This is a genomic window from Yersinia intermedia (genome assembly GCF_900635455.1).
Classification (GTDB): Bacteria; Pseudomonadota; Gammaproteobacteria; order Enterobacterales; family Enterobacteriaceae; genus Yersinia; species Yersinia intermedia.
In genome coordinates, this window is record NZ_LR134116.1 from 3,962,602 (window position 1) to 3,977,663 (window position 15,062).

Below are 15,062 nucleotides of genomic sequence, written 5' to 3' on the forward strand. Positions count from 1 at the left end.
ACTTACTGTTTCCTCACTGGTTGTTGGCTACTGCACTTTACTTATCGCCACATCATTATGTCACTTACCGCAACTTCTGATTAGCATATGCCTAATTAGTTCCGGCAGCAGAACATACTAGCGAAGAGCTTTACCTGATAGCCAGCAATAACACGGGCCAATATGAAATGAAGATTCATCATTATGTGTTATCACTCAATATCAGTGAAACATTCAACATCAGCAAAAAGATAACCGGCAGGATAGTTCAACCTGTAATTACTTACTATTCACAAGGTTACCAACCATATGTTGCTAAATGTTTCATGTTTATTATCTCAGATCAAAGCACTATTTTGATGAAAACCTACTATCCTTGCTTAATATAACTAGGTTGTTGTAAATATATCTTTCAACGTATTTTTTTGCTTTTTAATCAAAATCAAACAATTAAGGAACAGGCTAGATTCACAACGCCTCTTCACGGAAGAAATGAAGACAATTTTCTCTGCCCCACCCCACGATGAAACGGATAGATAGATTTTAGATTTATTAATTTTTAAGAAGGTTCTTTCAATGCAAAACTCATCAGACCATAAATCCGCCTCCCCGCCCCCAGAGGGTAAGGCTTGGTATCAACTTACTGCGGAAGAGTCTTTGCAGCATTTAAATAGCCGCGAAGAAGGGTTAACACCACAAGAGGCGGAGGAACGCCTTAAACAATACGGCCCCAATTCACTACCTGCTAAAAAAAGAAAACATCCCCTGCTACAGTTTTTAGCCCACTTTAATGATGTTCTGATTTACATTTTATTAGCCGCAGCGTTGGTCAAAGGCCTGATGGGTCATTCAGTTGACACTATTATTATCCTTTGTGTGGCAGTTATTAATGCCTTAATTGGTTATGTGCAGGAAAATAAAGCCGAGAAGTCGCTGAAAAGCATACAGAATATGCTTTCCAGTAAAGCGGTGGTCATTCGTGGTGGTAGCGCTCAGGTCATTGATGCACAAAATCTGGTCCCCGGTGATATCGTCACCTTGAAACCAGGGGATAAAATCCCGGCAGATCTGCGCTTGCTGGAAGCCCACAATCTTCAGATTGAAGAAGCTATCCTGACCGGTGAGTCAACGGTGGTCGAGAAGCAAATCGGCGTGATTGAGAACGAGTCGGTGATTGGTGATCGCAAAAACCTGCTGTTCTCAGGAACGACCATCAGTGCCGGTACCGCGAAAGGTTTGGTGATTGCCAGTGGCGGTGATACCGAACTGGGCCATATTAACCAAATGATGTCGGCGGTTGAATCAACCCGTACCCCGCTGCTGCAACAGATGGATCGTTTAGGTAAAGCCATCTTCATCCTGATCCTGGTCATGATGGCCTTCTTGTTTGTCTTCGCCTTTATCCTGCGCGACCTGCCGGTCAATGAACTGTTACTGGCATTAATCAGTCTGGCGGTGGCATCGGTTCCAGAAGGCTTACCGGCGATTATTTCCATAATCCTCTCCCTGGGTGTACAAGCGATGGCGCGCAACCGCGCGATTATCCGCAAACTGCCAACGGTAGAAACCTTAGGTGCCATGACTGTCGTCTGTTCCGATAAAACCGGCACACTGACGATGAACGAAATGACCGTTAAAGCGGTCATTCTGGCAGACCATTGCTATCGCGTAGAAGGCGAAAGCTACGAACCTGTTGGTAACATCTATCCAGAAGGGAGTGACCAGCAAGCCTCACTTGATACCAACGGCACGTTAAAGACATTTATCACTGCGGTGAATTTGTGTAATGACAGCCAAATTCAGAAGAACGAGCAAGGTCATTGGGCCATTACCGGCGGCCCGACAGAAGGCGCGCTGAAAGTGTTAGCCGCTAAATCCGGTATTGAGCTGGGTCAGGTGACTCAGCACGGTAAAATACCTTTTGATTCTGCCTATAAATACATGGCTACCAGCCATCAGGTTCAAGCAGAACATAGTATCTTCCTGACTGGCGCACCTGATGTGTTGTTTACGTTCTGCCAGCAAGAACTGACGGATCAGGGTGTTGCGCCGTTCCGCCGCGATTACTGGGAAGCCGAGATGGCGCGTTATGCCAAGCAAGGTCTACGCATGGTAGCCGCAGCCTTCCGCCCAACAGAACAACCGGTCAGCGAGTTGGATCACAGTGATATCCAGCAAGGCATGGTGTTTGTGGGTATCGCTGGCATGATGGACCCGCCACGTCCTGAAGCCATCGATGCAATAGCAACCTGCCAGCAGGCCGGCATTCGCGTGAAAATGATCACCGGCGACCATCAGGAAACCGCGATGGCGATTGGTGCCATGCTGGGAATTGGTAATGGTAAAGATTCTATTACCGGTGGTCAGTTGGAGCATATGGACGATAACGAACTGGCACAGGCGGCCGTTCATTATGATATTTTCGCCCGTACCAGCCCGGAACATAAACTGCGTTTGGTTAAAGCGTTACAAGAGAAAGGCGAAATTGTCGGTATGACCGGTGATGGTGTGAATGATGCGCCAGCACTGAAACAGGCCGACGTAGGTATCGCCATGGGTATCAAGGGCACCGAGGTGACAAAAGAAGCTGCCGATATGGTGCTGTCAGACGATAACTTCGCGACCATTGCCAGTGCGGTTGAAGAAGGCCGTCGTGTCTACGATAACCTGAAGAAAACCATTCTGTTTGTATTGCCTACCAACCTGGCGCAAGGGTTGCTTATTATCTTTGCCATCCTCGCCGGTGCAGTTATTCCCTTAACGCCACTGCAAATCCTCTGGATAAACATGGCTACCTCCACCACGCTCTCTTTCGGTTTGGCATTTGAACCGGCAGAAAGAGGCATTATGCGCCGCAATCCGCGTGACCCATCAAAACATGTGTTAGACGGCCATGCCATCTGGCGCATCGCGTTTGTCGGTACGTTGATTGCTTTAAGTGCTTTTGCCTTGGAAGCCTATATGGAGCCACGCGGTTACAGCACTGAATTTATCCGCACCGTGTTGATGCAAACCTTGGTTACCGCGCAGTGGATTTATATGTTTAACTGCCGAGTGACTGACCGTTTCCCTCTGAACAAAGAAGTCTTTGTTAACAAAGGGCTGTGGTTAGTATCAGGTGTACTGATCGTGTTGCAGTTAGCCATCATCTACCTGCCATTTATGAATACCGCGTTTGGTACCGAACCCTTGCCTGCCTATTACTGGGGCTTAACATTGTTGGTTTCTATCGCCATCTTCTTAATAGTAGAAATCGAAAAGTGGGTTATCGGTCGCTTTAAGCGCGGATCGAATCCTGTCTGATATCCAGACATCGCAACACCCAAAGCCTGGCTAATCAGCCGGGCTTTTTTATCACTTAGAAATATGATTTAAGATAAATCGCATATTGCCGATATCATGACTATTATTGCATCAATTAAATCTTATAATAGAACAGCGGCGATTTATTATGCGATCGCTGCAATGAACATGTGAATTATGCCGCCCTACAGGAAGCGCAAAAATGAACACTGCAACTTGCGCAATTAACGGCGTCAGTATTTATGAGCGCTTTTATCCGCTAAAACTGATGACACTGCGGCATCTCTGGCGGCCTTGTGCCTCTATTTTATTACTTCTCTCAAGTTTATTTACCCCCTTGCCATCAAAGGCGGGAAATACCCTAAATGAAGCCCTTATCCATGAACGCAGTGATGCCGTCACCAAAATGGTGCTAGGCATTATCAGCTATGCTCGCTGGCCCGTAGCCCCCGTCGTAACACGTTTATGTGTGGTAGCCCCGACAAACTATGCGGAAGCGCTATTTAACCCGGCATTTATGGAAACCGCACATCCCATTAAAACTCAGCGTTATTCCCTCTCGGATACCTCAATTGCAACCCATTGCGATGTCGTTTATCTGGGGCGTACCGAGCCACAACTGCGCCAGGAACTGACAACCCGACTGTCGGGATACCCCATTCTTACCATCAGTGAAGATTATGACGAATGTACGTTTGGCAGTGCATTTTGTTTGTTACTGGAAGATAAGCAGGCTTCTTTCAAGGTCAATATGGATGCATTAGCGCGCAGCGGGATAAGGGTTCATCCCAATGTGTTGCAACTTGCCCGTAAAAAGACAGATGCATTATGAATTCAACACAGAATAAGTCAGTCAAACAGACAAAGAATCGCCCAAACACTGCGAAACTCCCCACGCTGGGCCGAGTCCTGGGCCGTATACATATCACGGTAGCATTAGTGTCGGTCGCGACGGCAGGTATTTTTCTAACACTGGCAGCACTGTTTGCCTTACGGGTATATGCCGACCATAACCTACATTTAGTTGCTCGCTCAATCAGTTACACCACCGAAGCCGCCGTGGTGTTTGGTGATAGCGTGGTTGCCAACGAAGCGCTGTCCTTGATTGCGAAAAATGAAGAAGTTGCCCAAGCTAAAATTCTCGATGTGGATGGCCGAGAAGTGGCTAATTGGACATTACCCAACGATGGTCCAATGTTTGATATGGAACAAAAAATCGCCCGTTGGGCACTGCCTGAACCGGTGGTACTCCCAATAGAGCATTCCGGTAAAAAAGTCGGCAGCATCGTGATTTTCGGCCATGGCGGTAACCTGTTGCGTTTTCTGTTGCAAGGGTTGGCGGGCTTATTTATCTGCTTAATCCTCAGCACGATAGTGGCGCTATTCCTGTCTCGCAGAATGCTTTTTGGCATTATTGAGTCGTTGAACAAAATCACCGAAGTTGCTCACAATGTTAGCCGCCATCGCAGCTTTGGTCAGCGTGTGCCGTCAGCGAAAATTGCCGAACTCAACGAGTTAAGCAATGACTTCAATGGATTGTTGGAAGAACTGGAGGTTTGGCAAGACCATTTAACACAGGAAAATGACTTCCTTGCACACCGCGCTGCCCATGACAGCCTGACTGGATTGGCTAATCGTGCTTTCTTTGAGGGTCGACTAAGCCGTACGCTGAGTGATTGCGCTGCTGATGAACAACTGGCCGTATTATTTATTGATGGTGATCACTTCAAAGAAATCAATGATAACTACGGCCATGCTGCTGGCGATTTGGTGCTGACCGCGATTGCCGATCGTATCCGCTCACTGTTACGTGAAACCGATTTAGTGGCACGTTTGGGCGGTGATGAGTTTGCAGTCTTACTGGCACCGATCCACAATACCGATGATGTTCTTACCATCGCCAATAAAATCATCGACAGTATGAACCAACCTATTGATCTTGTTGATGGTAGTGAGATAACTACCTCTATTAGCATCGGTATTGCAATTTACCCTGATCATGCGCAGACCCCCGAAGACCTATTACAACGGGCCGACGAAGCCATGTATCAAGCGAAGAAAAGTTTCCCGTCCGGTGGCGTTATTACTCATCAATCGGATATTACTCTCACTGAAAGCTTAGGATAGGTGACATGCAGGGATTGAAAAAAAATAGTTTGATAAGCCATATCTGGATCAGTTTTTTCGCCATGAGTTTATTGATATTGGCCGGGTGTCAGGCAGCGAAACCACCAGGATTAACGCCGGAGCAGATCGCGGCATTACAGGAGCAAGGGTTTAAATTAACTGATAATGGCTGGGAATTTGGTCTGGCAAACAAAGTGTTATTCGACAGTGACGTGAGAGAATTGAATCCGTCAGGCGTACAGAGAGTACAAAAAATTGGCCGTGCACTGGCGAATGTGGGCATTCATCATATGCGGGTTGATGGGCATACTGATTCCATCGGTGAAGACGGTTATAACCAACAGTTGTCGCTGGAACGAGCCTCTGCGGTAGCAGATGCACTGGCAACCATCGGTATTCCACGAGCCAATATTGATGTTCGAGGCCGTGGTAAGTTAGAACCCGTCGCCGATAACCATACCCCTAAAGGGCGAGCTGAAAACCGCCGGGTATCTATGATAGTGACCGCTCCGTAATCCCGATGAATTTACATCAATCAAGTGATTCGGGTTAGCGACAACAGCGAATACACCTGCGACTTGAAAGATGACACCAACATATACCCTATAGATTTCGAGCCGCAGGAAGGCAGCAAAGGAGGTAATCCCGATGAGCTTACAATAAGTAAGTGATTCGGGTTAGCGACAGCAGCGAACACCCCTGCGACTTGAAAGATGACGGGTATAGTAAAACGGGCTACACTCCGCACCAGATATCCTAATAAAAACTGATCTAGAGAGGCAGACGCAACGTGGCTCAATACGTCTATTCTATGCATCGTGTCGGCAAAGTCGTTCCGCCGAAACGTCATATTCTGAAAAACATCTCCCTGAGTTTCTTCCCTGGGGCCAAAATTGGTGTGCTGGGCCTTAACGGTTCGGGTAAATCTACCTTACTGCGTATCATGGCGGGTATTGATACTGATATTGAAGGCGAAGCCCGCCCGCAGCCTGGTATCAAAATTGGTTACCTGCCGCAGGAGCCTAAGCTAAATCTTGAGCAAACCGTGCGTGAATCGGTTGAAGAGGCTGTGGGTGAAGTTAAACGCGCGCTGACCCGTCTGGATGAGGTTTATGCGCTGTATGCCGATCCTGATGCTGACTTTGATAAGCTGGCGAAGGAACAAGGCGAGCTGGAAGCGATTATCCAGTCCCATGATGGACATAACCTGGATAACCAGTTAGAACGTGCTGCCGATGCTCTGCGCCTGCCGCCGTGGGATGCCAAAATTGCCAATCTATCCGGTGGTGAACGCCGCCGTGTGGCAATTTGCCGCCTGTTGCTGGAAAAACCCGACATGTTGTTGCTGGATGAACCCACTAACCACTTGGATGCCGAATCCGTGGCTTGGCTGGAGCGCTTCTTGCACGACTACGAGGGCACTGTTGTCGCCATTACCCATGACCGTTACTTCCTTGATAATGTGGCGGGTTGGATTCTGGAACTGGACCGTGGCGAAGGCATTCCGTGGGAAGGCAATTACTCCTCATGGCTGGAGCAGAAAGATGCTCGTCTGGCACTGGAAGCCTCTTCCGAAGCCGCACGCCGTAAGTCTATTGAGAAAGAGCTGGAGTGGGTTCGTCAGAATCCCAAAGGCCGTCAGGCGAAAGGTAAAGCACGTCTGGCCCGCTTTGAAGAGCTTAACAGCGTTGAGTATCAAAAACGTAACGAAACCAGTGAGTTGTTCATTCCACCGGGTCCACGGTTGGGCGACAAAGTGCTGGAAGTTGAGCACCTGAGCAAGTCTTACGGTGACCGCTTGCTGATTGATGATCTGACCTTTGCGCTGCCGAAAGGGGCGATAGTGGGGATCATCGGGCCGAACGGTGCCGGTAAATCAACACTGTTCCGCATGTTATCTGGGCAGGAACAACCTGATTCCGGCACGATTTCACTGGGTGATACCGTGCAATTGGCATCGGTTGATCAGTTCCGTGACAACATGGACAACAGCAAAACCGTATGGGAAGAAGTTTCCGGCGGTCAGGACATCATGAAGATCGGTAACTTTGAAATTCCAAGCCGTGCTTACGTAGGCCGCTTTAACTTTAAAGGGATTGATCAGGGCAAGCGTGTGGGTGAGCTGTCTGGTGGTGAGCGTGGCCGTATCCATTTGGCCAAACTGCTACAGGTTGGCGGTAACATGTTGCTGCTCGATGAACCAACTAACGACCTGGATATCGAAACGCTGCGCGCGCTGGAAAACGCCTTACTGGAATTCCCAGGTTGCGCGATGGTTATTTCCCATGACCGTTGGTTCCTTGACCGAATTGCTACCCATATCATCGACTATCAGGATGAGGGTAAAGTGGCATTCTTCGAAGGTAACTTTACTGAATACGAAGAGTGGAAGAAACGCACCCTGGGTGCCGAAGCACTGGAACCACACCGTATCAAGTATAAGAAGATGACCAAGTAATATGACATCGGCTCATTTGATGAGCCGATTAATGCCGCTATTCGGCTCATCAAATGAGCCGAATACTCCGTGACTCTCTGCACCAAACAAGCCGCCAACCACCAGAATTCCATTCTGTGATCGTTATCCTTCTTACCCACTGAATTTTGCCAGTATTCCTTGTCCTAAGGCAGTCAGCCGAAGGTGACAAGACTGCACACTATTTAGACTCCTTCGTTATCAGCGGTTTATGCGCCCTTCTGGTTCTGCGCCTACCCGCACCATCACAACGAAGGATAATAAGATGAACAATGCGATTATATTGGGGATAATTTGGCATCTGGTGGGCGCTGCCAGTGCGGCGTGTTTCTATGCGCCGTTTAAGCAAGTTAAAAAGTGGTCATGGGAGACCATGTGGTCGATTGGTGGCCTAGTGTCATGGCTTATCCTGCCGTGGACGGTCAGCTACTTGTTATTGCCTGACTTTTGGCAATATTACGGCTCCTTCAGTATAGCAACCCTGCTGCCAGTATTTCTGTTCGGTGCCATGTGGGGGATTGGTAATATCAACTACGGCCTGACCATGCGTTACCTCGGCATGTCGATGGGAATTGGGATTGCCATCGGTATCACTCTAATTATCGGCACATTAATGACCCCCATACTGCAAGGGCGCTTTGATGTGTTACTCGGCACTGCTGGCGGCCGGATGACCCTGCTGGGCGTCGCCGTGGCACTGATCGGGGTAGCTATTGTCAGTTATGCCGGATTACTGAAAGAACGCGCCATGGGCATTCAGGCGGAAGAGTTCAACCTGAAGAAAGGGCTTATTCTGGCCGTAATGTGCGGTATTTTCTCAGCCGGTATGTCATTTGCCATGGATGCCGCGAAACCGATGCATGAAGCCGCCAGCGCATTAGGAATTAACCCTCTGTATGTGGCGTTGCCAAGTTACGTCATCATCATGGGCGGTGGGGCCATCATCAACCTGAGTTACTGTTTTATTCGTTTAGCCAGCCTCAAGAATTTGTCGGTCAAAGCCGATTTCTCTATCGCCAAGCCGCTGTTGATCACTAATATCCTGTTCTCAGCCTTGGGGGGATTGATGTGGTATCTGCAATTCTTCTTCTATGCCTGGGGTCACGCCAAAATCCCACCACAGTATGACTATATGAGCTGGATGTTACACATGAGTTTCTATGTGTTGTGTGGCGGTATTGTGGGTCTGTTACTCAAAGAGTGGAAATGCTCAAGCAGGAAACCCGTGACGGTACTGTGTATTGGTTGTCTGGTGATCATTCTGGCAGCAAATATAGTCGGTTTGGGTATGGCGGCATAATAACGCTTACTGAAGATGATAATTGCATTGGCGGATGATGTTGAGAAACGTCCCCGTCAATTTGACGCTATAAATTTAAAGCGTGGTACTACCCTGATGTTGTTGTTCTTTTTCGCTGCCGTTTTTAGCCGATAATAATGGAGTACGAACAAAGCGCTGGCGATAGTCACGGGGTGTCATCCCAGCTTCACGCGTAAAAACGGCAGAGAAATAATTACTGTCCTCAAACCCGCAACGCGCAGCGATATCACTGATGCGATGCTCACTTCCCCGCAGCAAACATTTGGCATGACAAAGGCGAATTTGGCGTAAATAATGGCTGATACTCATGCCCGTCTGTTGGCGAAACAGTTGTTTAAGAGAACGTTCAACTAACTGATTCTTATGGCAGAACTCTGCCATATCAAAATGCGTTGCCAGGCTTTGCTGTACGGCAGACATCACGAGATCTAACTGTTCACCATCAGGCAATAAATGTGCCTGTTCAGCTCGGTAGCGATGGCGTTTTAGTACGATGGCGAGTTGCAATAATAGCACCTCCGTCAGTTGTATTGACCAGGAATCTGTCTTACGTGACTCCTGTGCCAACTGATGAATAATCGGCCGAGCCTGTGCCATGCCCTGCGTGGTTAACCGCCAGTATCCTTGATTCTGCTCATGCCCAAATAGAGGTAATAACTTATGCCACTGTGCATTTAGGTGTAATCGTTCGGGGCAATAAATAATGTTATCTAATACCAAGTCATGCACGGATTCGTAGCTATGATGATCTGTGGCTTGAATATAAAAAACGTCGCCACAAGTAATGCGGTAAGGATGGTCATTTAGGACATGTAGCCCGTTACCCCGCCAGACAATCACAATTTCGCAGAATTGATGGGTATGCTCTGCGAAAACTTCCTGCGGGTATCGGTTGGTTACCGCCACCGGCATCTGCTCCGATGGCAAATAATCCCGGCTTTCTAACCGCAGTGGTATTCGCATGTCTATCGCCCTATATTGACAAGCTAATTAATAATCAGCTCATTATCATGAAACTACCGATTTTTACCGTGATGCCATTCACGCCCCATAGGTTGCACTAGAGTTGACTGCGCAAATCACGGGGAGACTGAGCAAACTCCCGCTTAAACAACGTTGAAAAATGATTGCTGTCACCGAAACCACATTGGTAGGCAATCTCAGTAACGCTACTGTCGCTGTAACACAATTGATGACGCGCCTGTAGCAAGCGCAAACGCGTCAGATAACGTTGTGGGGTCATGCCGGTCTGATTTTTTAACTGCCGATGTAGCGTACGTAACGGTAAAGCAAAGCGATCAGCCAGTTCCGGCCACTCAATTGCTTCACTGTAGTGGTTCTGTAGCCAGTCTAATAATTGGCATAAGCGCCCTTCCTGATCCTCCCCCACCTGCGCCCGACACCCTTGCCACAGTTGAACCAACAACTGCATAAACACACTTTCATGTAGCGCGATATCTTCAGCTTTCTCGCTGTGAGGCGAGTGTTCAAGGCAGCTAATCAAGTGTTTAACTTGCTGTAAAACCTGCCCATTAATCCGCCAATGTGAGGGGTAACCCCCTTCACTTTCACGTGGTAGAAAATGTTCTACGCCAGACAAGAAACGAAAAGCATCAGGCGCGCGGAATAAGACGTTGGTGAGGAACAAACCGTCGGTTGACTCAAACAGGTGACGGTCATGGTCACGGACAAAACAAACGCATCCTCCGCTTAAGGTGTAGGGGTTGCCATTAAACACATGGACCCCCGCCCCCTGTTCAACAATGATAATTTCATAAAAATCATGATGATGCTCAGGGAATACAGGTTGTGGCGACCGGGATTCAATTGCAACCGACGCGGAACTTGAAGAGAAAAAATCAATACTGTGCAAGACAGTCATCTTTTGCCCTCTTTCAACAGGCACGGCGAAATCGCCCTGCTTCAGCTCTCGATAGTAAAAGCAGCAGCGGTAATGAAACCTTCAAATTTTGACGTTAAAAGCGACTTTGACGGTGATTTTTTTTAGATAAGTGCAGCAATGTTGAAAAGTATGCGCAGGGTCACAGGCGGGGGATGCCCTGTTTAAATACAAAACTGTGAGCTGTTTCACTTTCACTTTCGTCATTTTGCCAGCAAGCCATAGGGGCTGGCAGTGATGAGAAGGTGGCAAGTAAGCCAAGTTTCTACACTGTCGGCATTGAGAAATGACAGGCCGCTAATCATGCCCACACAATCAGCAGTGACACCATCCATCAGCACACGGCACATGGTCGCCATTGACCTTGGCGCATCCAGCGGACGCGTGATGCTGGCAAGCTATCATCCCAGCCAACAACAACTTGCGCTACGGGAAGTTTGCCGCTTTGCTAATCAGATTAAATCCATTGATGGTACAGATGTCTGGGATATCGATGCTATTGAACAATCAATCCGTCAGGGTTTGAATCAGCTCGATAGCGAAGGGATTCTGCTCGACAGCATTGGAATTGATAGCTGGGGTGTTGATTTTGTTTTGCTTGATAAGCAAGGGGAACGGGTCGGGCAGCCAGTCGCTTACCGCGACAGTCGTACACAGGGTGTGATGGAGCAGGCGCAACAAACGCTGGGAAACAGTGCCATTTATCGCCGTACCGGTATTCAATTTTTACCGTTCAATACCTTGTATCAATTACGGGCATTAAGTGAACAGCAACCGCATTTGTTGGCTGATGTCGCCCATCTGTTGCTGATCCCGGACTATTTGCACTATCGCCTTACTGGCCAGCTTAACTGGGAATACACCAATGCCACTACCACCCAGTTACTTAATATTGAAACCAATGATTGGGATAGCGATCTATTAGCCTATGCCGGCGTACCGGCCCATTGGTTTGCCAAACCCACTAACCCTGGCAATACCATCGGCTATTGGTCAGGCGCCAGCGGCCAGCAGGTGCCGGTCATTGCCGTTGCCAGCCACGATACTGCCAGCGCGGTACTTGCCGCACCATTGATTGATGCGGATGCAGCCTATCTTAGCTCCGGGACCTGGTCATTGATGGGATTTGAAAGCCCCACCCCCATAACCCATGGGCAGGCGCTGGCCAGCAATATCACCAATGAAGGTGGCACAGAAGGCCGCTATCGGGTACTGAAAAATATTATGGGATTGTGGCTACTGCAACGGGCCACTGATGAGTTGCAGATTAAAGACCTGCCGCAGCTGATCGAACAAGCAGCACGCCAACCGGCTTGCCGCTCGCTGATTAACCCCAATGACAGCCGCTTTATCAATCCAGCCAATATGTGCGGCGAGATTCAGAACGCCTGCCGCGAATATGGCATGCCAATCCCCACCACCGCAGCCCAACTGGCGCGTTGCATCTTTGATAGCCTCGCCATGTTGTACCGGCAAGTTGCCCAAGAACTGGCAGAGTTACGCGGGCGTCCAATCAGCCATTTGCATATCGTCGGGGGAGGCTGCCAAAACCAATTCCTTAATCAGCTCTGTGCTGATGCCTGTGGCCTGAATGTCACCATGGGGCCGGTTGAAGCCTCGACACTGGGCAATATTGGCAGCCAATTAATTGCACTGGGAGAGGTGAGCGATGTTGCTCACTACCGCCGCATCGTGGCGAATAACTTCCCACTCCACCCTTTATCCCCTCACGACAACACTGACTTTGCAGCCCATTGGCCGCAATTCCAGTCACTGAGTCAATTACCTAAGGAACTTTGCATATGACGAACTCTATTGAACAGGCCTGGGATCTGGCTAAACAGCGCTTTGCCGCCGTCGGCGTGGATGTTGATGCCGCACTTGCCCGCCTTGATACCCTGCCGGTCTCCATGCACTGCTGGCAAGGTGATGACGTCACCGGTTTTGAAAACCCGGATGGCGTACTGACTGGCGGGATTCAGGCCACCGGCAACTACCCCGGTAAAGCGCGTAATGCTACTGAGTTACGTTCTGACATCGAGCTAGCCCTAACATTGATCCCCGGCCCTAAGCGACTCAATTTACATGCTATTTATCTCGAATCGGATACCCCCGTGGCCCGTAATAAAATTGAGCCACGCCACTTTAGCCGCTGGGTTGAGTGGGCTAAAAAACATCATCTGGGATTGGACTTCAACCCATCCTGCTTCTCTCACCCACTGAGTGCCGATGGCTTTACCCTGTCTCATGCCAACCCTGAAATTCGCCAATTCTGGATTGAACATTGTCAGGCCAGCCGCCGGGTCTCGGCCTATTTTGGTGAGCAACTAGGGACACCATCGGTGATGAATATCTGGATCCCCGATGGCATGAAGGATACCCCTATCGACCGTTTGGCACCCCGCCAACGGCTGCTATCAGCACTGGATGAGGTTATCAGTGAAAAGTTAAACCCGGAACATCACATTGATGCCGTCGAGAGCAAATTGTTTGGTATTGGGGCTGAAAGCTACACCGTCGGTTCTAACGAGTTTTACATGGGATATGCCGCCAGCCGCCAGACCGCACTGTGTCTGGACGCCGGTCACTTCCATCCGACTGAAGTGATTTCCGACAAGATCTCTAGTGCCATGTTGTATGTTCCGCGCCTGCTACTGCATGTCAGCCGTCCGGTGCGTTGGGACAGCGATCATGTGGTCTTGCTCGATGATGAAACACAAGCTATCGCCAGCGAAATTATCCGCCACGACCTGTTCGACAGGGTGCATATCGGTCTCGACTTCTTTGACGCCTCCATCAACCGTATCGCCGCCTGGGTCATTGGCACTCGCAACATGAAGAAAGCCTTGCTGCGCGCCTTATTGGAGCCGACTGAGATGCTACGCCAATTGGAACTGCGCGGTGACTACACCGCACGCCTGGCACTGCTGGAAGAACAGAAATCCCTGCCATGGCAAGCCATCTGGGAAGGGTATTGTCAGCGCAACGATGTGCCGGTCGATGCTCGCTGGCTCAATGCCGTACGTGATTATGAACAACAGACACTCAGCCAACGTTAAGGACTCATGATTATGCAATCTATTCAATCTTCCTGGTTTATTCAGGGAATGATTAAAGCCACCAGCGATATGTGGCGCAAAGGGTGGGATGAACGTAACGGTGGCAATATCAGCCTGCGCTTACTGGCTGAGGAGGTTGAACCGTATCGTGGTGATTTCGCTGCGCAACCACGTAACGTGGAACTCACTCAACCCGCCCCTGAACTGGCGAACAGTTGGTTCTTAGTCACCGGCTCTGGCAAATTTTTCCGCAATGTTGAATTAAACCCAGAAGACAATCTGGTACTACTGCAAATCAGCAATGATGGCATGGCTTATCACATTCACTGGGGCCTGCCGCAAGGGGGGCTGCCAACCTCGGAGCTTGCCGCGCACTTCCAATCTCATATTGTTCGCATGCAAGTCAGTGGTGGCAGCAACCGAGTGATCATGCATTGCCATGCCACCAATCTGATTGCTCTGAGTTATGTACAGAAACTGGATAATGCCAGCTTCACTCGGTTGTTATGGGAGGGCAGCACCGAGTGTCTGGTGGTGTTCCCCGACGGTATCGGCATCGTGCCGTGGATGGTGCCGGGAACCGACGGTATCGGTAGCCAAACAGCCGAACAGATGCGTGAACACAGTCTGGTGCTATGGCCATTCCACGGTATTTTCGGCAGTGGCCCAACGCTGGATGATGCCTTTGGCCTGATTGATACCGCCGAGAAATCTGCCGAAATCATGGTGAAAGTCCTGTCGATGGGCGGCAAGCAGCAAACCATTTCTCGTGAACAACTGATAGCACTTGCGGCTCGTTTTGGCGTCACGCCACTGGCTGCTGCGCTGGACGTTTAACCCCTTCGACCAACGCTCCGGTTCAGGCCGGGGCTGGTCATTATCTGGTCTGCTTTCTTT

General features: G+C 49.3%; 11 protein-coding genes and 1 pseudogene. 9 read left to right on the forward strand and 3 right to left on the reverse strand.

Annotation, left to right across the window (positions count from 1 at the left end; all coding sequences use genetic code 11):
* The first annotated feature begins 555 nt into the window (after window positions 1–555).
* From EL015_RS18130 to rhaT, 6 genes are all read left to right on the forward strand, one after another.
* Window positions 556–3,282 (forward strand): cation-transporting P-type ATPase, encoded by a 2,727-nt coding sequence (locus EL015_RS18130; protein WP_032907803.1) that lies wholly within the window; start codon window positions 556–558, stop codon window positions 3,280–3,282.
* A 202-nt stretch (window positions 3,283–3,484) separates the two neighbouring features.
* The gene (gene yfiR / locus EL015_RS18135; RefSeq protein WP_005191861.1) at window positions 3,485–4,114 is read left to right on the forward strand and encodes a regulatory sequestration protein YfiR; all 630 of its coding nucleotides are present in this window, start codon (window positions 3,485–3,487) and stop codon (window positions 4,112–4,114) included.
* Window positions 4,111–5,409, forward strand: a complete 1,299-nt coding sequence (gene dgcN / locus EL015_RS18140; protein WP_032907802.1) for a diguanylate cyclase DgcN/YfiN — start codon at window positions 4,111–4,113, stop codon at window positions 5,407–5,409. The genes yfiR and dgcN overlap by 4 nt, the downstream gene beginning before the upstream one ends.
* A 5-nt stretch (window positions 5,410–5,414) precedes the next feature.
* Window positions 5,415–5,924, forward strand: coding sequence for an outer membrane lipoprotein YfiB (yfiB, locus tag EL015_RS18145; protein ID WP_005191857.1), 510 nt, complete (start codon window positions 5,415–5,417; stop codon window positions 5,922–5,924).
* Window positions 5,925–6,199: 275 nt separating this feature from the next.
* Entirely contained in the window at window positions 6,200–7,867 is a 1,668-nt protein-coding gene (ettA, locus tag EL015_RS18150; RefSeq protein WP_032907800.1) for an energy-dependent translational throttle protein EttA, read from the forward strand.
* A gap of 283 nt (window positions 7,868–8,150) precedes the next feature.
* Window positions 8,151–9,185, forward strand: a complete 1,035-nt coding sequence (gene rhaT, locus EL015_RS18155; protein WP_032907799.1) for an L-rhamnose/proton symporter RhaT — start codon at window positions 8,151–8,153, stop codon at window positions 9,183–9,185.
* Between the two features lie 75 nt (window positions 9,186–9,260).
* On the opposite strand, the gene rhaR is transcribed toward rhaT, so the two are convergent.
* The 3 genes and pseudogenes from rhaR to EL015_RS22115 all read right to left on the reverse strand — a co-directional run bounded on the left by rhaR (window position 9,261) and on the right by EL015_RS22115 (window position 11,454).
* Window positions 9,261–10,169, reverse strand: a complete 909-nt coding sequence (gene rhaR / locus EL015_RS18160) for an HTH-type transcriptional activator RhaR (protein ID WP_032907797.1) — start codon at window positions 10,167–10,169, stop codon at window positions 9,261–9,263.
* A 97-nt stretch (window positions 10,170–10,266) separates the two neighbouring features.
* Window positions 10,267–11,088: an HTH-type transcriptional activator RhaS gene (gene rhaS, locus EL015_RS18165; RefSeq protein ID WP_005191844.1), complete on the reverse strand. Its 822-nt coding sequence runs from the start codon at window positions 11,086–11,088 to the stop codon at window positions 10,267–10,269.
* 221 nt (window positions 11,089–11,309) lie between these two features.
* Window positions 11,310–11,454: pseudogene (locus tag EL015_RS22115) on the reverse strand (phosphoribosylaminoimidazole synthetase).
* Between EL015_RS22115 and rhaB the strand changes: the two are divergent.
* The 3 genes from rhaB to rhaD are packed head-to-tail and all read left to right on the forward strand — an operon-like array spanning window position 11,455 to window position 15,002.
* On the forward strand, window positions 11,455–12,912 hold the full coding sequence (rhaB, locus tag EL015_RS18170; protein WP_005191840.1) for a rhamnulokinase: 1,458 nt from the start codon (window positions 11,455–11,457) through the stop codon (window positions 12,910–12,912).
* Window positions 12,909–14,165 (forward strand): L-rhamnose isomerase, encoded by a 1,257-nt coding sequence (locus EL015_RS18175; protein ID WP_032907795.1) that lies wholly within the window; start codon window positions 12,909–12,911, stop codon window positions 14,163–14,165. Before rhaB ends, EL015_RS18175 begins: the two co-directional genes overlap by 4 nt.
* A gap of 12 nt (window positions 14,166–14,177) precedes the next feature.
* Entirely contained in the window at window positions 14,178–15,002 is an 825-nt protein-coding gene (gene rhaD / locus EL015_RS18180) for a rhamnulose-1-phosphate aldolase (protein ID WP_032907794.1), read from the forward strand.
* The last annotated feature ends 60 nt before the right edge of the window (window positions 15,003–15,062 follow it).